Genomic DNA, 21,083 nt, shown 5'->3' with positions numbered 1-21,083 from the left:
TAGCGGTTGAGCACACCCACGGCGAGATAGTTCCGTGGGAGCGCCCCCTGTCAGGCTGTCTTGAGCTGGAAGCCGCACCCGTTGGCCAGCTCCAGAAACCCCGGAAACGACGTCGCGACGTTGGTGCAGTCGTTGATACGCACAGGGCCGGCGGCCACCAAACCCGCCACCGCAAAACTCATCGCGATGCGGTGATCACCATGGCTCTCGATGACGCCGCCATCGATGCTGCCGCCCTCGATCGTGGCGCCATCTGGCGCCTCTTCGATGGACACGCCCAGCGCGCGCAGACCTGCCGCCATGGTGGCAATGCGATCCGACTCCTTCACACGCAGCTCGGCTGCACCGCGCACGACCGTACGCCCCTTGGCGGCAGCAGCGGCCACAAACAGCACCGGGAATTCATCGATCATGTCGGGCACCAGCGCTTCTGGCAGCTCGATGCCATGCAGCGGCGCGTAACGCACCAGCAAGTCGCCGACGGGTTCACCGCCACTTTCGCGCTCATTCTCGATGCGGATATCGGCTCCCATCAGGCGCAGGGCCTGCAGAAGCCCCGTGCGGCGGGGGTTCAAACCCACCGCAGGCAAGCGCAGTTTCGAGCCCGGAACCACGCTTGCTGCGACCAGAAAAAAGGCAGCGGAAGAAAAGTCCGCCGGCACATCCACATCCATGGCGCGCAACGCATGCCCGCCACTCAGGCGCGCGCGACCAGGAGAAAACTCGATGGGCCAACCAAAGGCGGTCAGCATACGCTCCGTGTAATCGCGCGTGGGATGGGGTTCGATGACCACGGTCTCGCCCTGCGCGTAAAGACCCGCTAGCAGCAGCGCCGATTTCACTTGCGCACTGGCGACCGGCAGCGTGTACGAGATGCCATGCAACCGCTGACCGCCACGTACATGCAGCGGCGGCAAGCCTTCCTGCGTATCGATTTTCGCGCCCATGCTTGCCAGCGGATCGGTCACGCGGCGCATGGGGCGCTTCGACAGCGATTCGTCGCCGACCAGCGTGCTGTCGAAGGCTTGCCCGGCGAGCAGCCCGGTGAGCAGGCGCATGCCGGTGCCGGCGTTGCCACAATCCAGCGGCTGCGTGGTGCCGCGCAAACCGTGCAGGCCCACGCCATGCACCACGCGCTCACCATCCGCAGGCGTTTCGATACGCACGCCCAGCTGCTGCAGCACGGCCGCCGTAGCGCGTGTGTCTTCACCTTCGAGGAAGCCTCGGATGTGCGAGGTACCATCTGCCAGCGCACCCAGCATCAGGGCGCGATGCGACACCGATTTGTCGCCCGGCACACGTACGCTGCCGTGCAGCGCATGGCCGTTATGACTGGTCCAGTCGAGTCGACTCACAAGCTTCTCCAGTGACCACAGCGACGGCGGTCACACAGGTATCAGGGCAGTGCCACCGGGTAGGAGCCGAGCACGCGCACCTTGGCGGCGGCTTCGCCCATCTCCGCCATCGCCGCCTGCATCGGTCCGTCATTGATATGGCCGGATACGTCGATGAAGAACGCGTACTGCCACTTGCCCGAATGCGCCGGACGCGACTCGATGCGATTGAGGCTGACGCCATGATCGGCAAACGGCTTGAGCACGTGGTACAGCGCGCCCGGCTTGTCGTTCACCGTGATCAGCAGCGACGTGCGATCGTTGCCCGAAGGCGGAAATAGCGAGCGACCGATGACCAGGAAGCGCGTGGTGTTGTCGGCGCGATCCTCGATGGCCTGCGCCACCGTCTTGAGGCCGTACACGCGGCCCGCTGTTTCGCCTGCGATGGCCGCTGCATCATCGGCGTGCCGCGCCAGACGGGCAGCTTCGGCATTGCTGCTGACGGCAATGCATTCAACACCCGGCAAGTTAATGCGCAGCCAGGTTTTGCACTGCTGCAACGATTGCGCATGCGCGTATACGCGCTTGATGTCTTCCAGCCTGCCTTGCAGCGAATGCAGGCACTGGTGAACACGAAGCTCTACTTCGCCGCAGATAGTGGCCTCGGAAGTGAGGAACATATCCAGTGTCACCTGGATCATGCCCTGCCCGGAATTCTCTACCGGCACCACGCCAAAATCGGCATGGCCTGCGGCGACTTCCTGAAACACCTCCTCGATGCTTCCCAACGGCAGACCGTAAGCGGCGTGACCGAAATGCTTGCGCACGGCCTGCTCGCTGAAGGTGCCCTCTGGGCCGAGAAAGCCCACCTTGAGCGGATCTTCCTGCGCAAGGCAGGAGGACATGATCTCGCGAAACAGCCGCACCATCTCGGTGTCGGACAGCGGACCGTGATTGCGATCCACCACCATGCGCAACACGTGCGCCTCGCGCTCCGGGCGGTAATAGTCGATGGCCGAGAGCCCTTCACCCTTGACGCGCGCCACTTCCTGCGCCCAGCCGGCGCGCTCGGAAATCAGCTGCTGGATCTGCTGATCGATACTGTCGATGCGCTCGCGCACGTCGGAAAGCGAGGATTTCTTATCGGTCATGTCGTGTGGCTTGGAGGGAAAGAAGTCCAAATGGGGAACCGGGGATAGTCCCCGATACCCCACCACCGTGCAACGGTTTCATCCGTGACGTTCTGCGAAATCACCCATGAAGGCCACCAGCGCCTGCACCGCTTCAAGCGGCACCGCGTTGTAGAGCGACGCACGCATGCCGCCCAGCGCCTTGTGGCCCTTCAGTGCAAGCAAGCCCGCCGCCTCCGATTCCTTGAGGAAATCGGCATCCAGCGCACTGTCATGCAGCGTGAACGGCACATTCATGCGCGAACGCGACGCGTGCTCCACCGGGTTGCGGTAATAGCCGCCGGAGCCGTCGATGGCGCCGTACAGCAAATCCGCCTTGGCTTGGTTGCGCTCGTGCATCACCGCAAGGCCGCCCTGCTCTTTCAGCCACTGGAAGGTCAGGCCCGCGAGGTACCAGCCCCAGGTATTGGGGGTGTTGAGCATGGAATCGTTGGCCGCATGATCGGCATAGCGGAAGATGCGCGCCATCGGCCGCGACGCACGCTCGAGGAGGTCGCGGCGGATGATCATCACCACCAGGCCGGACGGGCCGATGTTCTTCTGCGCGCCGGCATAAATCAGCCCGAACTTCGATACGTCGATGGGGCCGGACAGAATGTCGGACGACATGTCCGCCACCAGCGGCACCTCGCCCACATTCGGAATATCGTGGAACTCGACGCCGTGGATAGTTTCGTTCGGCGTGTAATGCACATAGGCTGCGCGTGGATTGAGCTGCCAGGTATCGCGCGGAGGCCGGCGCAGATAGTGCTCATCCTTGCTGGTGGCGGCGACATTCACCTTCACGTAAGGCGCCGCCTCACTCACCGCCTTCTCGCTCCAGTGGCCGGTGACGATGTAATCGGCGCTGTCGCCCTCGCCCGCGAGGTTCATCGGGATCTGGGCGAAATGCTGCGTGGCGCCGCCCTGCAGAAACAGCACCGCATAGTTCTCGGGAATCGCGAGCAACTCGCGCAGATCCGCCTCGGCTTGCCGGGCCAGCCCCATGAAGAGCTTGCCGCGATGGGACAACTCCATGACGGAGGCGCCACAACCATTCCAATCCAACAATTCGCGCTGGGCGCGTTCCAGCACCGGTTGCGGCAGCGCGGCCGGGCCGGCGCTGAAATTCCAGAGTCTGCTCACTGATGAAGCCTTCGCGGGACGAGTCACCGCATTATGCCGCGTCGCAGCAATGTAGCGTCAACCCGTGGAAAGGTGTCTGCAAACGGCCCGCTGGCTACCTCAGAAGCGCACCAGCAGCGCCACCGCGATGCCCAACGCCAGCACCGCCGCCGTGGCGATCAGCCACCACACCTCACCGCGTGGACCGGCATCTTCTTCCGGCAAATGGGTGTGCTCGGGCTCCGGCTGAGGCATCTCGGGCTCGGGTTCCAGCCCCGGTGCGTCGACGACAAAACGGTGCATGCCCAGGCCGATCTGATCGCCTGGCCGCAGGGTGGCCTGTTCGACGGGCACGCCATTGACCCGCAGCGGATAGCGGGCCGAACGCTGCCCTGCCTCGAGTTGCAGCAAGCCATCACGCCAGAACACCACCAGCGAAGCAGTCTCGCCTTGCGGCAATTCCAGCGGAATGCGCCCGAGCGGACCGAGCTCCAGCCTGTTCTGGAGCGACTGGACACGACCTGAGAGGGGGCCGGCCACCGCACGCAGCGCCACCGTGCAACGCCCCTCAGCAGGTACGGTCACAGGCAGGCTGTGGGCTGGCTCCTCGTCCGTACGCAGAAGCATGCGGCAGTCGCCTACGCTGAGGATGTCGCCAGGGCGCACCAGCGCCTTTTCACGTACCGGGCGCGCATTGACGTAGATGCGACCGCCTTGCGGAAGTACCTGCAGCACCCAGCCGCGGCGATCCAGTTGAATACGCAGGTGATAAGCGCTGGCCTGATGCGCCGCAAGGATCAGATCGTTATCCGGCGCACTGCCGATACGCAACGCAGGAGCGTCCCAGTGAAAGTCCTCTCGGGCTGAATTGGGAAACTCGATGCGCATCAGTGAACCAGTCGATAGACGGCCGGGACTCTAACAGATGCGTGCACTCTCTCCGAGCCCATCTGGCATACCATGGGCGTTTGCCTGTTCAGGAGCCTTCCCATGCCCAAGATCGATATCCGCCGTCCGCACCAGCTCCCCATTGCCGAGGCCCGGGCCGTGGTCGACAAGGTGGCCGCGCGTATGCAGGAAAAGTTCGGGATGGAGGGCCAGTGGCAAGGCGACACCCTGCGTTTTTCCCGTCCCGGCGTGAACGGCAGCATTGCCGTAGGCCCTGACGCCATCCAGGTCACGGCCGAGCTGGGCATGATGCTGGCCCCGCTCAAGGGCATGGTCGAACAGGAGATCCGTCGCAAGCTGGAAGAGCATTTCGGCTGATGTTTCTTTAACCATCGGAACTTCCGTGGCATAATCGACCGCTTACGCGGCCATGACGGCTGCTCTCGCCCCACCGGAACGCATGGCCAAAGACGACGTCATCGAAATGGAAGGCACGGTCCAGGAGACCCTGCCCAACACCATGTTCCGCGTGCAGCTGGAAAACGGCCACGTCATCACGGCCCACATTTCCGGCCGCATGCGCAAGCACTACATCCGAATCCTCACCGGCGACAAGGTGAAGGTAGAGATGACACCGTACGACCTGACCAAGGGACGTATCACCTACCGCATGAAGTAATGACTCTTCTGCAGGAGCGCACTCGTGCGCGACCGCAGAGATCCATGATTCCCGCTCCGTAGGTTGTCGCGCACCAGTGCGCTCCTGCAAGGGAAGAAAAAAAGGCCGCGTCATACGCGGCCTTTTTTCGTTGCTTCCCGAAGGGCGGCGGTCAGGTCACCGTCGCCGGCAGCGTCTCGGCCGCCTCGGTAGTCACCACCAGCTCGCCATCGGCAACGCTGAGGCGCACCTTGCCGCCCTCGGCCAGCTTGCCGAACAGCAGCTCGTCGGCCAGCGGACGCTTCACCTTCTCCAGGATGACGCGAGCCATCGGACGCGCGCCCATCTGCGGATCGAAGCCGTGCTCGGCCAGCCAGCGGCGGGCATCGGCGTCGACGTCCAGGCTCACATGCTTCTCAGTGAGCTGGGACTCCAGTTCGATCAGGAACTTGTCGACCACGCGCAGAATGTGGTCAAAGTCCAGCGCATTGAACTGGATGACCGCATCCAGACGGTTGCGGAACTCCGGCGTGAACATGCGGCGGATCACCTCCATCGCGTCCATCGTATGGTTCTGCTTGACGAAGCCGATGCCGCGACGCGACGCCTGCTGCGCACCTGCGTTGGTGGTCATCACCACGATCACGTTCTTGAAGTTCGCCTCGCGACCGTTGGTGTCGGTGAGCACGCCGCGGTCCATCACCTGCAACAGGATGTTGTACACATCCGGGTGCGCCTTCTCGATTTCATCGAGCAGCAACACGGCATGCGGGTGCTTGGTCACCGCCTCGGTGAGCAAACCGCCCTGATCAAAGCCGACATAGCCCGGGGGCGCGCCGACCAGACGCGAGACCGAATGCGCTTCCATGTACTCGGACATGTCAAAGCGGATCATCTCGATGCCGAGCTGCATCGCCAGCTGCTTGGTCACCTCCGTCTTGCCTACGCCGGTGGGGCCGGCCAGCAGGAAGCAACCGATCGGCTTGGACGGGTCGGCAAGGCCCGAGCGGGCCATCTTGATCGAGGCAGCGAGCGCCTCGATGGCCTGGTCCTGACCGAACACCACCATCTTGAGGTTGCGCTCGAGGTTCTTCAGCACGTCGCGATCCGACGCCGACACCTGCTTGGCCGGGATGCGCGCCATCTTGGCAACGATGTACTCGACCTCGGGCACATCGACCTTACCCGTGCGCTGGTCGGCCGGCAGCAGGCGCTGGCGGGCGCCGGCTTCATCGATCACGTCGATGGCCTTGTCGGGCAGCAGGCGGTCGGGAATGTGCTTCACCGACAGGTCCACCGCGGCCTTCAGGGCTTCGCTGGTATAGGTGACGTTGTGGTGCTCTTCGAAACGCGAACGCAGGCCCTTGAGAATCTCGAAGCTGTCGGCCACGGTCGGCTCGACCACGTCGATCTTCTGGAAGCGGCGAGCCAGTGCGCGGTCCTTCTCGAAGATGCCGCGGAATTCCTGAAACGTCGTGGATCCGATGCAACGCAGCTCACCCGACGCCAGCATGGGCTTGATCAGGTTGCTCGCGTCCATGGTGCCGCCCGAGGCGGAACCCGCACCGATGATGGTGTGGATCTCATCGATAAACAGAATCGCACCCGGCTGCTTCTTCAGCTGACCGATCACCGCCTTCAGGCGCTTCTCGAAATCGCCGCGGTACTTGGTGCCCGCAACGAGCGCGCCCAGGTCCAGCGACCAGATGGTGGCGTTCTCCAGCACTTCGGGCACGTCGCCATCGACGATGCGCTTGGCCAGGCCCTCTGCCAGAGCGGTCTTGCCCACGCCAGCCTCACCCACGTAAAGCGGGTTGTTTTTGCGGCGGCGGCACAGCACCTGGATGGTGCGCTCGATTTCGTCCTGGCGGCCGATCAGCGGGTCGATCTTGCCTTCCAGCGCCAGCTCATTGAGGTTGCTGGCGTACTCGCTGAGCGGGTTACCCTTGGGCTCGCCGTCTTCCGACTCGCGCTCCGAGCCCGGCATGCTCTGCGACGGCTCGTCGCCAATCTTGGCGATGCCGTGCGAAATGTAGTTGACCACGTCGAGCCGGGTGATCTCCTGCTGGTGCAGGAAATACACGGCGTGCGAATCCTTCTCGCCGAAGATGGCCACCAGCACGTTGGCGCCGGTGACTTCCTTACGGCCCGAGGACTGCACGTGGTAAACCGCGCGCTGCAGTACGCGCTGGAAGCCCAGCGTGGGCTGAGTATCACGCTCGTCCCCGTGCGGCAGTACCGGCACGGTTTCGGCAATGATCTTTTCCAGCTCGCGCGTCAGGCGCGGCAGGTCAACGCCACAGGCACGCAGGGCGCCCAGGGCCGACTGGTTTTCGGTGAGTGCGAGCAGCAGGTGCTCCACCGTCATGAATTCATGACGTTGCTCGCGGGCCTGCTTGTAGCACTGGCCAATGGTGACTTCGAGATCCTTGCTGAACATCCGGACCTACTCCGCTGTGTGACAGGGCGGCTACGCCCCAATGGCTACGAGATGGGGGGCACCCGAAGCCTTTCAATATCCGTGCCATGAGTGACAGGGCAAGGGATTAATTTTGGCGCCCTTACTACCGTTCTCAGAGCTTTTCCATAGTGCACAACAATGGGTGCTGATGAGCACGTGAATATTCGTTCACCTGGGTTACCTTGGTTTCGGCGACTTCCCGGGTGAACACCCCGCAGACTCCCTTCCCGCGCGTATGGACATGCAGCATCACCTGCACGGCCCGCTCCTGATCCAGATTGAAGAAACTGCGCAGTACCTCGACTACAAAGTCCATCGGTGTGAAATCGTCATTCAGCAGCACCACCTGAAAGAGCGGGGGGCGAGCTACCTCCGGCCGAGAGGTTTCCAGTGCCAGGCCGTGACCGCTGCCTTGTTCGTGTTCGGGTTCGTGAGCCATGGGTTCTAAGCGAGTTTTCCTTGGGGAAAAGTATACCGCCGTGGGTCGGCGGACATGATCGGCTTCAGGTAATGGCACAATGGCCGCTTTTCCAGTGCCCCTGCTGCCGCCATATATCCCCAATGGCTGATTCCAATCCCATCACCTCCCGTTCTGTCTGGTGCCCGCACGTCACGGTGGCATGCGTCGTGGCCGATGGCGACCGCTTCCTGATGGTCGAGGAAGAAGTGAACGGTCGTCTCGCCTATAACCAGCCAGCGGGCCATTTGGATGACAAGGAAAGTCTGATTTCCGCCGCCATGCGAGAAACACTGGAGGAAACCGGCTGGACCGTGACGCTTGACCACCTTATTGGTGTGCACCAGTGGCGCAGTACGGAACATGGCGACGGGGTGGTGCGATTCAGCTTTGGCGCCCACGCAGTCAGCCATGACCCGGACCGCCCGCTCGATGCCGGTATCCGCCGCGCCTTGTGGCTTACCCGCGATGAGATCGTTGCACTGGGCGATCGCCTGCGCAGCCCGCTGGTGCTGATGAGCATCGATGCATGGCTGGCCGGTCAACGCCATCCGCTGGACATGCTGCACAGCTTGCTGGTCGAGGATCGCTACCCGTGAAAGTGATGCTTGGCATCTCTGGCGGCGTGGACTCCTCGGTAGCCGCCCTGCTGCTGCAACAGGCCGCGCATGAGGTCGAAGGCCTGTTCATGCAGAACTGGGAAGAGGACGACCGCAACGGCCCCTGCACCGCCGACATCGACCGCAAGGACGCTGTGGCTGTGTGCGGGCGCCTGGGTATCCCCTTCCATGCCCGTAACTTTGCCGCCGAGTACTGGGACGGCGTGTTCGAGCACTTCCTGACCGAATACCGCGCTGGACGCACGCCCAATCCGGACGTGCTGTGCAACCGCGAGATCAAGTTCAAGACCTTTCTGGACGAGGCTCGCGCGCTCGGCGCCGACAAGATCGCCACCGGCCACTACGCCCGCGTGGATTTCCATGAGGGCAAGTATCGTTTGCTGCGTGCGGTAGATGCCTCCAAAGACCAGACCTACTTCCTTCATGCGCTGGGCCAGCAGCAACTGGCCGCCACGCTGTTCCCGGTAGGCGAGATCGAGAAGTCCAGGGTGCGCCAGATGGCCCAGGAAGCCGCCTTGCCCACCCACGCCAAGAAGGATTCCACGGGCATCTGTTTCATCGGTGAGCGTGATTTCCGCAGCTTCCTGGCCCAGTACATTCCCGCCCAGCCCGGCCCCATGCGCACACCCGACGGCGCCACCGTCGGCGAGCACCAGGGCGTGATGTATTACACCCTTGGCCAACGCAACGGCCTCGGCATCGGTGGCCGGCACGGCGCCAGTGGCGAGGCCTGGTACGTGGTAGGCAAAGATGTGCCCCGCAACGTGCTGTATGTAGCTCAGGGCGGCGAGAATCATTGGCTGTACTCGCGCCGCCTGCATACGGAATCGCCGAGCTGGGTGGCGGGTACACCGCCGGCCAACCGCTTCCGTTGCACCGCCAAGACACGCTATCGCCAGGCCGATCAGGCCTGCGAAGTGGTCGTTGGCGAAGACGGTCTCGAGGTGATTTTCGACGAGCCCCAGCGCGCAGTAACCCCCGGCCAGTCGGTGGTCTTTTATGACGGCGAGTCCTGCCTGGGTGGCGCCGTGATTGACCGCACCGACGCGCCGTTCGGTGGCTGGAATGATGCCCCTTCCCTCTCAGAGACCTTTTCCGGTGTTTGAAGCCTTTGCCATGAATGAAGAGCGCGTGCTGGCCCTGGCTGGTCTGTTCCAGGCCACCACGCTTGCCCAGCAATTGGCCAATGACGGCCGCTGCGACGACATTGCCATGGCCGCCAGCATGGCCAGCGTGTTCCGGATCGACGCCCCCTCCGTGGTAGGCGTCTATGGCGACGTCGCTGCCGTGCGGCTGGGGTTGCGCCAGCTGATCACCCTGCTGGACGAAAACAATCGCGATGTGGCGGTCACCCGGATGGCCTTCACGGTCATGCGGCTGGAGCGCAGCCTGGCGCGTCGTTCCGATCTGCTCGAACAACTGCAGCAGGGCATCGTTTCCGCTCAACGCCAGGTTGAACACTTTGGCGGGGATTCGCCCCAGGTCGTCAAGCGGCTCGCCAGTCTGTATGCCAGCACGCTGTCCACCCTCAAGCCGCGCGTGATGGTGACCGGTAACCCGCAGCAACTGCAGCAGCCTGCCGTGGTAGAGAAAGTGCGCACCAACCTGCTCGCGGCCGTGCGCTCGGCCGTGTTGTGGCATCAGGTGGGTGGACGCCAGTGGCAAATGCTGCTCTATCGCAAGCAGTGCAGCATGCTGGCACGCGGGTTGTTGACGGGATCGACGATCAACAACACCTGATGACGCTTACCTGATCGTCATTCCGGCCTGCGCCGGAATGACGATCAAAAGCGAGAGCACGCGTCGATTTACGTCAGCGCGTCACCCGAACTGCGCCGCGCCATCAGCAGCCACAACGCCGCCACGACGCTGACCGCCGCCGTCATCGCCACATAGTGCGCGGGTGCCATGCGTCCCGCTTTCTCCGCGAGATAGCCAATCAGCGTGGCCGTACTCGCTCCGAATACCGCATACGCAACGTTGTAGGCGAACGAGATGCCCGAGTAACGGACGGGCGCCGGAAATGCAGCCACCATGATCGTGGGCACAACACCGACGACACCCACGAGAAAACCAGTAAGCGCATACAGCAGCAGAAAATGCGCCCCGCCTGCCGCGAGGTCGGCGAACAGCGCATAGGTACATGCCACCAGCGCCAGCGAACCGATAAGCAACGCCAGCGGCGCCCCGATGCGATCCACCAGCCAACCATAAGCCAGGCAACCCAGGCCAAGAGCGAATGCGGCGAGGCTGTTGCCGAAGAAGGCCGCATCCGGCGCCATGCCGAACGACTTCTGCGCGAGATTGGGCAACATGAGGATCAGCACGAGAATGGCTGCCGTCAGCAGCCACGTGATGGCCATGGACAGCACCACGCTACCGCCATGGTCCGCCAGCACGTTTCGCAAGGGCAGCTCGCGGCTCAGCGCCTTGCGTTCGCGCAACTGCGCAAACACTGGCGTTTCGCTCAACCAGCGACGCAGCCACACCGCGATGAACCCAAACAAGCCACCCAGCCAGAAGGGCGCGCGCCAGCCCCAGCGCAGCACCTCTTCGGGCGCCAGGTGATGGTTGATCCAGGCCGCGGTCAACGAGCCCATGAGAATGCCGGCCGTCAGCCCCGACGTAAGGCAGGCGCATGCGAAACCGACGCGTCCCCGCGGCGCGTGCTCGGCGACAAACACCCACGCGCCCGGCACTTCGCCGCCAATTGCCACGCCCTGCACGATCCGCATCAGCAATAGCAACAACGGCGCCAGCACGCCAACGGTCGCGTAGACCGGCAGCAAGCCGATGGCCAGCGTGGGCAACGCCATCAGAAACACGCTTAGCGTGAACATGCGCTTGCGCCCCTGACGATCACCAAAGTGCGCCATCACGATGCCGCCCAACGGACGCGCCAGGTAGCCGGCCGCGAAAATGCCGTAGATCTGCAGCCGCGCGAGCCAGGGCGCGGTATCGGGCGGGAAGAACAGATGACTGAGCGGGATCGTGAAGAACACGAACACCACAAAATCGTAGAACTCCAGCGCCCCGCCCAGTGAAGCCAGCAGCAGCGTCTTGATATCGCGCGCGCCCAGACGGCGCTCAGGAGATGCCAGTGCCGGCGTAGTCGGAAAAACCTGCGTCATCAGTAATCCTACGGTTCCAGATGAAAGCGACAGGGCAGCATACCGAAAGGCCATGCCCGCGCGCTGCGTCAATGTTTACCGTTACATCACCATCCCTGGGCTACCTGACCTCGCGGTTTTGCTAGCCTAAGGGCACCTGGGCCCAGCACTAAGAGCCTGTTTCACCTTGGGATCGTTGTGGAAGCCGCGCAGGGATGCTGCCCAGGTCAATCCCCCAAAATCTGGCAAGGAGAGTCCGCATGAGTATGGGAAAGCGTTTGGGAGCTGAGTTCTTCGGTACGTTCTGGCTGGTCTTTGGCGGCTGCGGCAGCGCGATCTTCGCTGCGGCCTTTCCCGATCTGGGCATTGGCTTTACCGGCGTCGCCCTCGCCTTCGGCTTGACGGTGGTGACCATGGCGTATGCCGTGGGTCATGTTTCCGGTGCTCATTTCAACCCCGCGGTAACGGTGGGTCTTTTCGCTGGCGGGCGTTTCCCGGCCAGGGATGTAGTGCCTTACATCATCGCCCAGGTCATCGGTGGTCTGGCGGCAGGCGCCGTGCTCTACCTTATTGCCACTGGCAAGGAAGGCTTTGACGCCAGTGTGCGATTCGCCGCCAACGGCTACGGAGAGCATTCGCCAAACGGCTATTCGTTGCAGGCTTGCATCATCGCCGAGTTTGTACTCACCGCGTTCTTTCTCATTGTGATCAGCGGCGTCACGCACAAACTCGCTCCCACCGGCTTCGCGCCCCTGGCCATCGGTCTGGCACTGACACTCATCCACCTGATCAGCATTCCGATCACCGCCACCTCGGTGAACCCCGCACGTAGTACGGGCGTAGCGTTCTTCCAGGGTAGCTGGGCCATACAGCAGTTGTGGATGTTCTGGCTGGTTCCGCTGATCGGCGGCGCGGTGGGTGGCTTGATCTATCGCCACCTGCTGGATTCACGCGAAAACTAAACTCGCCCGGCCATCATCGAAAACCCGGCAGCTTGCGAGAGCCGCCGGGTTCTCTTTTGCACGGATCCCATGTCACGCTTCGTAGAGTTCGATGGGCAGGCCATCGGGATCAGCGAAAAAGGTGAAGCGCCGGCCGGTGTATTCATCCACACGTATCGGCTCGCAGATCACATCGCGATCCTTCAACGTGGCGACCACGACATCGACATCCGGAACCGCAAACGCCAGATGCCGCAGCCCTTGTGCCTCAGGCCGCGAAGGACGCGGCGGCGGCGAAGGAAACGAGAACAGCTCCAGACTCACGCCCGGGCTCACTTCGAGATCAAGCTTCCACGAGCCGCGCTCGGCACGATAAACCTCGCGAATGATCCGAAAGCCCAGCGTCTCGGTATAGAACACCTTTGAGCGCTCGTAGTCCGAACAGATCAACGCCACATGATGAATGGCGGGCAGCAGCGGGGCATTCACGAGCTCAGGCTTCCGAGAACGGGAAGGTAAGCACGTCGGCAATAGCGTCCGTGCCCACCATGCACATCAGCAGCCGCTCGATACCCAGCGCCACGCCGGCGCAATCGGGCATGGCATCCAGCACGTCGAGCAACTGTTCGTCAAACGGGATCGCCGGCTGGCCGCGTGATGTACGCACCGCATTATCGCGTTCGAATCGGCGGCGTTGCTCCGCCGCGTCGTTGAGCTCGTGATAACCGTTGGCCAGCTCATAGCGCCCCAGGTAGAGCTCGAAGCGCTCAGCCATCGGCGGATCGCCTGGCCTCACTTTGGCAAGAGCGCATTGCGATGCCGGATAGTCATGGATCACGGTAATGCGATTGGCGGGAAACGCTGGCTGCAAGCGATGTGTGATGAGCAGATCGAGCCAGTCATCGCGCGTCAGCCCCTCCCCGGAGATATTGAATTCCTCCAGCCCTGCCTGCAGGTCCGAGATGGGCGCATGCATGGGGTCGATACCCAGCTCGTCGATGAACAACTGCCGATAGCCTTCCACCCACACCTCGGCCCGGCGCCCCACCAACGACAGCGCCATTTCCACCAGCGCAATGGTCTCCTCCATCAGCTGATGATGATCCCAGCCGACGCGGTACCACTCCAGCATGGTGAACTCGGGGTTATGACGACCACCGGCCTCGCCATTGCGGAATACGCGACCCAGTTCGTAGCAATCGCCCACGCCGGAAGCGAGTAACCGTTTCAACAGGTACTCGGGCGAGGTGCGCATCCAGCGTTGGCGCGAACCGGCATCGACATGACCACTGAAGGCGGTGCTGAAGCTTTCAATGTTCGGATCGGTATTGCCTGCTGCGGAGAGAATCGGCGTCTCTACCTCGAGCACTTCACGCGCAGCAAAGAAGGCGCGGATCTGAGCGTACAGGCGTGCACGCAGGTGCAGGCGGCCGGCCAGGTGCAGATTCATGCCCCACCCTCGTGTTGAGCCAGCAAAGCAAGCAATTGCGCTTCATCCCACACGTCCACACCGAGCTCGCGCGCTTTGTCGAGCTTGGAGCCAGCCGCTTCGCCAGCGACTACGAAACTGGTTTTCTTCGACACTGAACCGGCCACCTTGGCGCCGAGTGCTTCGAGCCGGTCTTTCGCTTCATCGCGGCTAAGCGACGTCAGCGTGCCGGTGAGCACCACCGTCTGACCGTCGAGGGGTGCCTCGGCGGCGCTCGACGCGGCAGGAATGGTTGCGAGCAATTCGTTCATGGCCGCATCCGCTTCGCGCAACGGATGCAGATGCTTCTCCTGAGAAAGGAATGCCTCCAGGCTGGTCGACGCTGCCGACGGCAGGCCTGCGGTCACCCAGTGCGCAGGACCGGCGGCGAGCAGCTTGTCCAGCGAGCGAAAACGCTCAGCGAGTAGCTTGGTGCTCTTTGGACCCAGCTTGTTGATGCCAGCCATATCGAGCAGTGCGGAAAGATCCAGCCGTTGGCGCAATTTCGACGACGGATGGGTTTCGTCGGAGAACACGATGCCCGACGCCAGCAAGGCATCGACCACGTTCTGATTCCCCTTCTGTGCAAAGAATCCCGCAATCGATGTCGCCACTTCCTGGCCGATATCGGGTAGCACACGCAGGATCGACGCCGGCATACGGCGAATCACTGCCAGACTTCCCAGCCAGGCAGCCAGCGTCTTCGCCGTGCTCTCGCCGATATGCATGATGCCCAGGGCAAACAGGAATCGCGGCAAGGTAGTGTGCTTACTGGCTTCGATCGCCTCGATGAGGTTCTCCGCCCACTTCGTGGCGACCTTGCCCTGCTTTACGGTCTCCGGTGTGGTGCCGTCGCGCTCGTCTGCGCGCCGTTTCATCTCCAGGAAATCGTCCAGCGTGAGCTTGTAGAGATCGGCCGGCGTATGGACATAGCCAAAATCGACCAGCGCATCGACGAATCGCTCGCCGACGCCTTCGATATCCATGGCGCGGCGTGCCGCGAAGTGGATCAGTGCCTCCTTGCGCTGCGCCGGGCAAATCAAACCACCCGAACAGCGCCACGCGGCCTCGCCTTCCTCACGCAGCAACGCCGAGCCACACACCGGGCAATGCGAAGGCATGTGCCAGGCATGGGTATGCGCGGGGCGCAAGTCGGTCATCACGCGCACGACTTCGGGAATCACGTCACCGGCACGGCGCACGATCACCGTATCGCCCACGCGCACGTCAAGACGGGCCACCTGATCGGCGTTATGTAGCGTGGCATTGGTTACCGTAACGCCGGCCACCTGCACCGGCGCCAGGCGCGCTACCGGCGTGGCCGCGCCCGTGCGCCCAATCTGGATTTCGATGGCTTCAACCGTGGTGGTCTGTTCCTGTGCGGGGAACTTGTGCGCGATCGCCCAGCGTGGCGCACGCGAAACAAAGCCCATCGCACGCTGGCCCTCGTAGTCGTCCAGCTTGTAGACCACGCCATCGATGTCGTAAGGCAAGCTGTCGCGTTTGGCGCCGATGCGCTGGTAATACGCAATCAGGCCATCGAAACCATGTGCGGTGTCCACCTCGGTCGACACCGGGAAACCCCAGTCTCGCAATTTCGCCAACGTCTTCGAATGCGTCGTAGGCAACTCGCCGCCCTGCACATCGCCCACGGCATAGGCAAAGAAACTCAGCTTGCGTTTGGCAGTGATGGCGGGATCGAGCTGGCGCAGCGAACCGGCCGCACCATTGCGCGGATTGGCCAGCGTCTTCTCATCATGCGCGCGGGCGTACGCATTGAACGCCTCGAAGTCCTTGTGCAGCATGATCACTTCGCCGCGTACTTCCAGCACACGCGGCCAACCTTCGCCCATGAGGCGCAGCGGAATCGCTCGCACCGTGCGCAGATTGGCCGTGACATCTTCGCCGGTTTCGCCATCGCCACGTGTGGCGCCTTGCACGAATACGCCGTTTTCGTAGCGCAGACTGATGGCAAGACCATCGAGCTTGGGCTCCACCGAAAACACAGGCTGGCGCCTGTCCAGCGTCTGTTCGATACGGCGCTCAAACTCGGCCACTTCGCGATAGCGCTCGCGATCGTTGTCGCCATCCAGTTCAAAAGCGTTATTGAGCGACAGCATCGGCATGGCGTGCCGCACTTCGGCGAAGCCACCTTGCGCGCGTGAACCCACCTTGCGCGTGGGCGAATCAGACGTGGCGAGCTCCGGGTGGGCAAGTTCCAGCGCCTCCAGCTCGCGCAGCATGCGGTCGTAGTCGATGTCCGTGATTTCCGGATCGTCGAGTACGTAATAGCGATAGTTGGCGCGCTCGATTTTCTCGCGCAGCTCAGTGGCGCGCGCGTGACTATCGTGGGGGTGGCTCTGGCTCATGCAGGGGTCCTCATAGCCTCCCGAGTTTAACGGGAAGGCAACGCATTTAAGCCTTTCGTAAGCAGAAAGAAAGAGGGTCGGCGTAGATTTTTCGTGACAACTCGAGCCGATTCGCAGTCTGGAGGGTGAGCTTATGCGTACTCGACAGTTAGCGGCTTTTGCATTCGTCCTTGCCTGCAGCCCTGCCTGGGCCGGTAGCGGCATCCTGGGCATGGATCACCTGGTGCCCTACGACAACAGCGGCATATGGAAACGCAGCAACCAGGAGATCCTGCTCTACGGCAGCATTGCTACCGTGGCCGGCGGCGCCATCTGGCTAGGCGATAACAGTCAGCTCGGCGATACCTTCTGGCGCTCGGTGGATTCGATGGTCGTCACTGGCGTCAGCACGCAGGCGCTCAAGTGGACCTTCCAGCGCGAACGCCCCTCCGAAACGAGCAACCCTAACAAATGGTTCCAGGGTATCCAGCATCAAAGCTTTCCGAGCGGCGAAGTGGCTGCCGTGTCAGCCGCCGTCACACCCTTCATCGCTACGTATGGCAGCGATCATCCGACCGTTTATCTGCTTGCTTTGTTGCCCGTCTATGATGCGTTCGCCCGCGTAAAGACCCACGGCCACTGGCAGAGCGATGTGGTGTTCGGCGCGGCCATTGGCACGGGTATCGGGCTGTGGGCCACCCATCGCCAGTCACCCTGGATTATTTCCCTGCTGCCAGGCGGCTTCCAGGTGGGTTACGTCCATCATTTCGACTGATGGCGGATCATCACTTACGTGACGCCGGTGTGACCGGCGTCATGTGACGACCGCGTCAACGGTGGAGATCACCCGACGCTTCGGGCTGATACTCAATCTCCAGCACCTGCAGCGTGCGCTTGCGGCCATCGGGCGTGGGCCACTCGATCTGCTGCCCGACGCGCAGCCCCAGCAAGGCGCTACCCACCGGAGCCAGGATCGACACCGTACCCGGCGCACCGGCTCCCGCCGGATAGACCAGGCTGATGGTCAGCTCGTCGCTGGAATCCTCGTCCTTGAACGTGACCACGGAGTTCATGGTCACCACGTCGGCCGGAATAGCCGAGGGCTCCACCACGTCGGCGCGATCCAGCTCCGCGCGCAGCGCCTCGTACTGGGCCGCCTGCGTGGGCGGCATGCGCTCCAGCAACGCATCGATACGGTCAAGGTCCAGGCGGGAAAGGACGATGGGGGGCTTGGTGCTCATGTTGACTCCTGTCTTCGTACAGGCGATCACAAAAGACGACGCGCCGGGACGAAATCGCCCCAGCGCGCGCGGTCTATAAGTGATCGCATAGCGATCAACGTCCGCTCGCGGCACTCGCGCGGCCTGACCGGAGGCCAACGACGTGATGCGTGCGCACAGACTTTGAGATAATAGGACAACGACTGTGGACATGACAGCGCACAAAAGCAAGCTGTCGTAGCAGGTATCATGGAAAGGCATGCCAGAAAATTTTGCCACCCCTGAGGCCAACCTCCCCGATCCACCTCCGCACGATGAGGCGCCAGCTCCCGCAGCACCGGCAGCGTCGTCCAGCGAGCGTTATCGCGGCCTGATCTGGCTGGTGGCTGCGGCGTTCTTCATGCAGGCGCTGGATTCCACCATCGTCAACACCGCCGTGCCCGCCATGGCCGATGCGCTCCATGTCACACCACTGGGCATGCGCACCGCCTTGACCAGCTACGTGCTGACGCTGGCGATTTTCATTCCGGCCAGCCCCTGGCTGTGCGATCGCTTCGGCACACGTCGCATTTTTGCCGCGGCCATCGCCACCTTCACCATTGGCTCGTTGTTGTGCGGCATCGCGCAGACGCTACCGCAGCTGGTCGCGGCGCGTGTGCTGCAAGGCCTTGGCGGCGCAGCGTTGATGCCTGTGGGCCGCTACGTACTCGTGCGCAGCATCGACAAACGCGAGTTTGTAAGGGCGATGAGCACGGTGGCCACGGTGGGCCTGATGGGTTCGGTGCTTGGTCCACTGCTCGGCGGTGCGCTTGCGCAGTACACCTCGTGGCGACTGATCTTTCTGATCAATGTGCCGGTAGGTATCGTCGGTATGTGGATGAACCGGCGCGACATGCCCGACTACCGGCTCGACCAGGCGCCCGCGTTCGACATCTTCGGTTTTCTGCTGTTCGCGGCTGCCTCGGCCATGCTGCTGACCGCGTCAGAAGTCGCCAGCGGCGGTGGTGGCCGTTGGGTGTCCATTGCGATCTATGGCGCACTGGCCATCGCGTTCGGCACGATCTATGTCTGGCACAGCCGCCGCACCCCTCATCCGGTTGCCGATCTCAGCCTGCTGCGCATTCGCAGCGTGTGGGTGTCGTTGGCAGGCAACCTGTTCACGCGGCTGGGCGTGTCGGGCATGTTTCTGTTGCTCGTGCTGTTTCTGCAGGTCGGTTGCGGCTGGTCGCCGTTGATGGCCGGCCTGATGATGGTGCCGCAAGCGTTGGGCTCGATTACCGCAAAGTGGGGCATCAACCAGCTGCTCAACCGGTTTGGCTATCGCAATCTGCTGTTTACCAACACGCTGGTCGTCGCCGCCCTGCTCGCCTCGTTCGCCCTGCTCGGCAAGAGTTCGCCGATGTGGCTCATTGCGCTGATGGTCTTCATCTACGGCGGCTTCATGGGCATGCAGTACACCGCCATGAACACGCTGATCTACAACGACCTGGACGTGAAATTCGCTTCACAGGCATCGTCGATGGCATCGACGGCTCAATACTTGTCGATGAGTTTCGGCATCGCGCTGGCCTCGCTATTGATGGAAGCCCTGCTGAAAGGACACTCGAACGAGGACTACATTCCCGCCTTCCGCTGGACTGTGTTGTTGCTCGGCATCGTGACGGCCACGGCCAGCTGGGTGTTCAGCCGCCTGCAGAACGATGGCGCGCCACGACCGGGGCGAGCCTCCGGCTAGGGATGCTCTGATCTATTCCACGTACCCGTCACCGCACGGTATGCACGCAACGCACGGTTCCGGCGGCGAAGGCAGACTGGCCGTCTGTCGAGACGACGGGGCGAAGCGTTGCGCGCATACCGTGCGGCCCCAACGTATTAATCTGAATAGAAGGGGTGACGTCCATAAGGCCCAGCGACGGTGCCACGCGGCTTGAACAGACGGCCAGTCTGTCCTGTGCCGCGCAACACCGCCGCTGAGCCTTATGGACGTCATGCCGGGCACGTGGAATAGATCAGAGCATCCCTAGGGACGCACCACGCACGGATCACGGAGCATGTAGCATGCAGCGGATCTGATCACGGGGCCGCTCCTCTCCATGCACCACGCCAGCGACATCCTGCTCACACTCTTTATCGTCTTTATCGCCGCCCAGATCGGCAGCGAGATCGCGCAGCGCCTGAAACTTCCCGGCGTGGTGGGCGAGATCGCCGCGGGCTGCGTGGTCGGCCCTTCCGTGCTTGGCTGGATCACGCCCGAACAGGTCGCCACAGGCACGCCATTGGATGTGCTGGCGGAAATCGGCGTGGTGCTATTGCTGTTCTCCGTGGGCCTGGAAACACGCCTGGAGGACCTGAAGAAGGTCGGCAAGGTGGCCTTCCTGGTGGGCGTGCTTGGCGTGCTGGTGCCGTTTGGAATGGGCGGCCTGTGGGCGCACGGCAACGGGTTCGACTGGAGCCGCTCCCTTTTCATCGCGGCAGCGTTTGTTGCCACCTCGGCGGGCATCACCGCGCGCGTACTGCAAGAGCTCGGCGCGCTGCAGCGTACCGAGAGCAAAGTGATTCTTGGCGCTGCGGTGATCGACGACATTCTTGCCATGCTGTTGCTTGGCGTGGTGGTGTCGCTGCAAGGCGGCGAAGGCGTCGACCTGATTCATCTGCTCGCCGTGCTGGGCGGCGCGATCGGCTTCATCGCCGTCATCGGCCTGGGCGGGGCTCGTGTGATGCGCTGGAATTCCCGCTGGCTGGACAAACCACAGAACCCGAACTCGGCGCTGGCCATCGTGCTGGCGCTATGCCTGGGTCTGGCCTATGTCTCGACCCTGTTTGGCCTGGCCGCCATCATCGGCGCCTTCCTCGCCGGCATGATCGCCTCCGAAACACGCCAGCAACACACCCTGGAAAAGCAGACGCAGCCTTTGCTCGCCTTGCTGACGCCATTCTTCTTCGTCATCACCGGCAGCAAAATCGATCTGCATCTGCTAGCCGACTTCGAGGCCAGCATGATGTTGCTGGTGGTCACCCTGATCGCCATTGCGTCGAAGTTGATTGGCGGCTATCTCGGCGCGCTGTCGTTGCGCTCGCGCAGTGCCATCATCGTGGGTTTCGGCATGGTTCCGCGTGGCGAGGTGGGCGTGGTGATTGCCAGTCTGGGCTTGTCTGCCGGGGTATTCACGAACCAGATTTACGCCATCATCGTGGCGATGTCGCTGCTCACGGCCATGGTGACGCCACCCGTGCTCGCGTGGCTACTCCGCCGTCCCGTCACATCTACCGACACGCCCAGCTGA

The 21,083-nt window shown here is 62.7% G+C and carries 20 protein-coding genes; 9 read left to right on the top strand and 11 right to left on the bottom strand.

All coding sequences use genetic code 11. From position 1 onward, the window contains the following. Positions 1 to 50: 50 nt before the first annotated feature. From aroA to OQE56_RS01945, 4 genes are all read right to left on the bottom strand, one after another. Entirely contained in the window at positions 51 to 1,355 is a 1,305-nt protein-coding gene (gene aroA / locus OQE56_RS01960) for a 3-phosphoshikimate 1-carboxyvinyltransferase (protein WP_267221006.1), read from the bottom strand. Between the two features lie 41 nt (positions 1,356 to 1,396). Further along, complete coding sequence (pheA, locus tag OQE56_RS01955; protein ID WP_267221004.1) at positions 1,397 to 2,485, bottom strand: prephenate dehydratase; 1,089 nt, start codon at positions 2,483 to 2,485, stop codon at positions 1,397 to 1,399. Between the two features lie 78 nt (positions 2,486 to 2,563). Next, the gene (serC, locus tag OQE56_RS01950) at positions 2,564 to 3,649 is read right to left on the bottom strand and encodes a 3-phosphoserine/phosphohydroxythreonine transaminase (protein ID WP_267221002.1); all 1,086 of its coding nucleotides are present in this window, start codon (positions 3,647 to 3,649) and stop codon (positions 2,564 to 2,566) included. A 99-nt stretch (positions 3,650 to 3,748) separates the two neighbouring features. Further along, positions 3,749 to 4,516, bottom strand: coding sequence for an FHA domain-containing protein (locus tag OQE56_RS01945; RefSeq protein ID WP_267221000.1), 768 nt, complete (start codon positions 4,514 to 4,516; stop codon positions 3,749 to 3,751). A 102-nt stretch (positions 4,517 to 4,618) separates the two neighbouring features. Between OQE56_RS01945 and OQE56_RS01940 the strand changes: the two genes are divergently transcribed. Both OQE56_RS01940 and infA read left to right on the top strand, forming a co-directional pair. Then, complete coding sequence (locus OQE56_RS01940; protein ID WP_267220998.1) at positions 4,619 to 4,894, top strand: polyhydroxyalkanoic acid system family protein; 276 nt, start codon at positions 4,619 to 4,621, stop codon at positions 4,892 to 4,894. Between the two features lie 82 nt (positions 4,895 to 4,976). Further along, a complete protein-coding gene (gene infA, locus OQE56_RS01935) occupies positions 4,977 to 5,195 on the top strand; it encodes a translation initiation factor IF-1 (RefSeq protein WP_019466733.1) in 219 nt (72 codons plus the stop codon). Between the two features lie 151 nt (positions 5,196 to 5,346). Here the strand turns inward: infA and clpA are convergent, their stop codons facing one another. Further along, complete coding sequence (clpA, locus tag OQE56_RS01930; RefSeq protein WP_267220996.1) at positions 5,347 to 7,614, bottom strand: ATP-dependent Clp protease ATP-binding subunit ClpA; 2,268 nt, start codon at positions 7,612 to 7,614, stop codon at positions 5,347 to 5,349. A gap of 133 nt (positions 7,615 to 7,747) precedes the next feature. Then, positions 7,748 to 8,074 (bottom strand): ATP-dependent Clp protease adapter ClpS, encoded by a 327-nt coding sequence (gene clpS / locus OQE56_RS01925; protein WP_019466735.1) that lies wholly within the window; start codon positions 8,072 to 8,074, stop codon positions 7,748 to 7,750. A gap of 122 nt (positions 8,075 to 8,196) precedes the next feature. Between clpS and OQE56_RS01920 the strand changes: the two genes are divergently transcribed. From OQE56_RS01920 to hflD, 3 genes are read left to right on the top strand one after another with little or no spacing between them, the layout of a single operon-like run. Continuing rightward, positions 8,197 to 8,691 (top strand): NUDIX hydrolase, encoded by a 495-nt coding sequence (locus tag OQE56_RS01920; protein ID WP_267220994.1) that lies wholly within the window; start codon positions 8,197 to 8,199, stop codon positions 8,689 to 8,691. Continuing rightward, a complete protein-coding gene (gene mnmA / locus OQE56_RS01915; protein ID WP_323748546.1) occupies positions 8,688 to 9,818 on the top strand; it encodes a tRNA 2-thiouridine(34) synthase MnmA in 1,131 nt (376 codons plus the stop codon). The genes OQE56_RS01920 and mnmA overlap by 4 nt, the downstream gene beginning before the upstream one ends. A 10-nt stretch (positions 9,819 to 9,828) precedes the next feature. After that, complete coding sequence (hflD, locus tag OQE56_RS01910; protein ID WP_267220993.1) at positions 9,829 to 10,452, top strand: high frequency lysogenization protein HflD; 624 nt, start codon at positions 9,829 to 9,831, stop codon at positions 10,450 to 10,452. A 68-nt stretch (positions 10,453 to 10,520) separates the two neighbouring features. On the opposite strand, the gene OQE56_RS01905 is transcribed toward hflD, so the two are convergent. Next, complete coding sequence (locus OQE56_RS01905; protein WP_267220992.1) at positions 10,521 to 11,843, bottom strand: MFS transporter; 1,323 nt, start codon at positions 11,841 to 11,843, stop codon at positions 10,521 to 10,523. A 239-nt stretch (positions 11,844 to 12,082) separates the two neighbouring features. Here OQE56_RS01905 and aqpZ point away from each other — a divergent pair, with 239 nt between their 5' ends. After that, entirely contained in the window at positions 12,083 to 12,784 is a 702-nt protein-coding gene (gene aqpZ, locus OQE56_RS01900) for an aquaporin Z (protein ID WP_267220990.1), read from the top strand. Between the two features lie 72 nt (positions 12,785 to 12,856). On the opposite strand, the gene gloA2 is transcribed toward aqpZ, so the two are convergent. The 3 genes from gloA2 to ligA are packed head-to-tail and all read right to left on the bottom strand — an operon-like array spanning position 12,857 to position 16,600. Further along, positions 12,857 to 13,252, bottom strand: coding sequence for an SMU1112c/YaeR family gloxylase I-like metalloprotein (gene gloA2, locus OQE56_RS01895; protein ID WP_267220989.1), 396 nt, complete (start codon positions 13,250 to 13,252; stop codon positions 12,857 to 12,859). Between the two features lie 4 nt (positions 13,253 to 13,256). Then, positions 13,257 to 14,213 carry an EF-P lysine aminoacylase EpmA gene (gene epmA / locus OQE56_RS01890; protein WP_267220987.1) on the bottom strand — a complete coding sequence of 319 codons (957 nt, stop codon included), beginning with the start codon at positions 14,211 to 14,213 and terminating at the stop codon, positions 13,257 to 13,259. Next, complete coding sequence (gene ligA, locus OQE56_RS01885) at positions 14,210 to 16,600, bottom strand: NAD-dependent DNA ligase LigA (protein ID WP_267220985.1); 2,391 nt, start codon at positions 16,598 to 16,600, stop codon at positions 14,210 to 14,212. The genes epmA and ligA overlap by 4 nt, the downstream gene beginning before the upstream one ends. A 133-nt stretch (positions 16,601 to 16,733) precedes the next feature. Between ligA and OQE56_RS01880 the strand changes: the two genes are divergently transcribed. After that, the gene (locus OQE56_RS01880; RefSeq protein ID WP_267220984.1) at positions 16,734 to 17,354 is read left to right on the top strand and encodes a phosphatase PAP2 family protein; all 621 of its coding nucleotides are present in this window, start codon (positions 16,734 to 16,736) and stop codon (positions 17,352 to 17,354) included. A 55-nt stretch (positions 17,355 to 17,409) separates the two neighbouring features. Here OQE56_RS01880 and rnk read toward each other — a convergent pair whose 3' ends face one another. Continuing rightward, complete coding sequence (gene rnk / locus OQE56_RS01875) at positions 17,410 to 17,820, bottom strand: nucleoside diphosphate kinase regulator (RefSeq protein ID WP_267220981.1); 411 nt, start codon at positions 17,818 to 17,820, stop codon at positions 17,410 to 17,412. 238 nt (positions 17,821 to 18,058) lie between these two features. On the opposite strand from rnk, the gene OQE56_RS01870 reads away from it, so the two are divergent. Then, positions 18,059 to 19,534: an MFS transporter gene (locus tag OQE56_RS01870; protein WP_267220979.1), complete on the top strand. Its 1,476-nt coding sequence runs from the start codon at positions 18,059 to 18,061 to the stop codon at positions 19,532 to 19,534. Between the two features lie 358 nt (positions 19,535 to 19,892). Further along, positions 19,893 to 21,083, top strand: a complete 1,191-nt coding sequence (locus OQE56_RS01865; RefSeq protein ID WP_267220977.1) for a cation:proton antiporter — start codon at positions 19,893 to 19,895, stop codon at positions 21,081 to 21,083.

It is taken from the genome of Dyella silvae (assembly GCF_026421305.1).
In the GTDB taxonomy this organism is placed as follows: domain Bacteria; phylum Pseudomonadota; class Gammaproteobacteria; order Xanthomonadales; family Rhodanobacteraceae; genus Dyella; species Dyella silvae.
This window is presented reverse-complemented; position numbering and strand designations above follow the sequence as displayed.

What these genes read in the sequence shown, in the direction of transcription:
- pheA (WP_267221004.1), bottom strand. Translation starts at nt 2,485, where the DNA reads ATGACCGATAAGAAATCCTCGCTTTCCGACGTGCGCGAGCGCATCGAC.
- OQE56_RS01945 (WP_267221000.1), bottom strand. Translation starts at nt 4,516, where the DNA reads ATGCGCATCGAGTTTCCCAATTCAGCCCGAGAGGACTTTCACTGGGAC.
- OQE56_RS01940 (WP_267220998.1), top strand. Translation starts at nt 4,619, where the DNA reads ATGCCCAAGATCGATATCCGCCGTCCGCACCAGCTCCCCATTGCCGAG.
- infA (WP_019466733.1), top strand. Translation starts at nt 4,977, where the DNA reads ATGGCCAAAGACGACGTCATCGAAATGGAAGGCACGGTCCAGGAGACC.
- clpA (WP_267220996.1), bottom strand. Translation starts at nt 7,614, where the DNA reads ATGTTCAGCAAGGATCTCGAAGTCACCATTGGCCAGTGCTACAAGCAG.
- clpS (WP_019466735.1), bottom strand. Translation starts at nt 8,074, where the DNA reads ATGGCTCACGAACCCGAACACGAACAAGGCAGCGGTCACGGCCTGGCA.
- OQE56_RS01920 (WP_267220994.1), top strand. Translation starts at nt 8,197, where the DNA reads ATGGCTGATTCCAATCCCATCACCTCCCGTTCTGTCTGGTGCCCGCAC.
- hflD (WP_267220993.1), top strand. Translation starts at nt 9,829, where the DNA reads ATGAATGAAGAGCGCGTGCTGGCCCTGGCTGGTCTGTTCCAGGCCACC.
- OQE56_RS01905 (WP_267220992.1), bottom strand. Translation starts at nt 11,843, where the DNA reads ATGACGCAGGTTTTTCCGACTACGCCGGCACTGGCATCTCCTGAGCGC.
- aqpZ (WP_267220990.1), top strand. Translation starts at nt 12,083, where the DNA reads ATGAGTATGGGAAAGCGTTTGGGAGCTGAGTTCTTCGGTACGTTCTGG.
- epmA (WP_267220987.1), bottom strand. Translation starts at nt 14,213, where the DNA reads ATGAATCTGCACCTGGCCGGCCGCCTGCACCTGCGTGCACGCCTGTAC.
- ligA (WP_267220985.1), bottom strand. Translation starts at nt 16,600, where the DNA reads ATGAGCCAGAGCCACCCCCACGATAGTCACGCGCGCGCCACTGAGCTG.
- OQE56_RS01880 (WP_267220984.1), top strand. Translation starts at nt 16,734, where the DNA reads ATGCGTACTCGACAGTTAGCGGCTTTTGCATTCGTCCTTGCCTGCAGC.
- rnk (WP_267220981.1), bottom strand. Translation starts at nt 17,820, where the DNA reads ATGAGCACCAAGCCCCCCATCGTCCTTTCCCGCCTGGACCTTGACCGT.
- OQE56_RS01870 (WP_267220979.1), top strand. Translation starts at nt 18,059, where the DNA reads ATGCCAGAAAATTTTGCCACCCCTGAGGCCAACCTCCCCGATCCACCT.
- OQE56_RS01865 (WP_267220977.1), top strand. Translation starts at nt 19,893, where the DNA reads ATGCACCACGCCAGCGACATCCTGCTCACACTCTTTATCGTCTTTATC.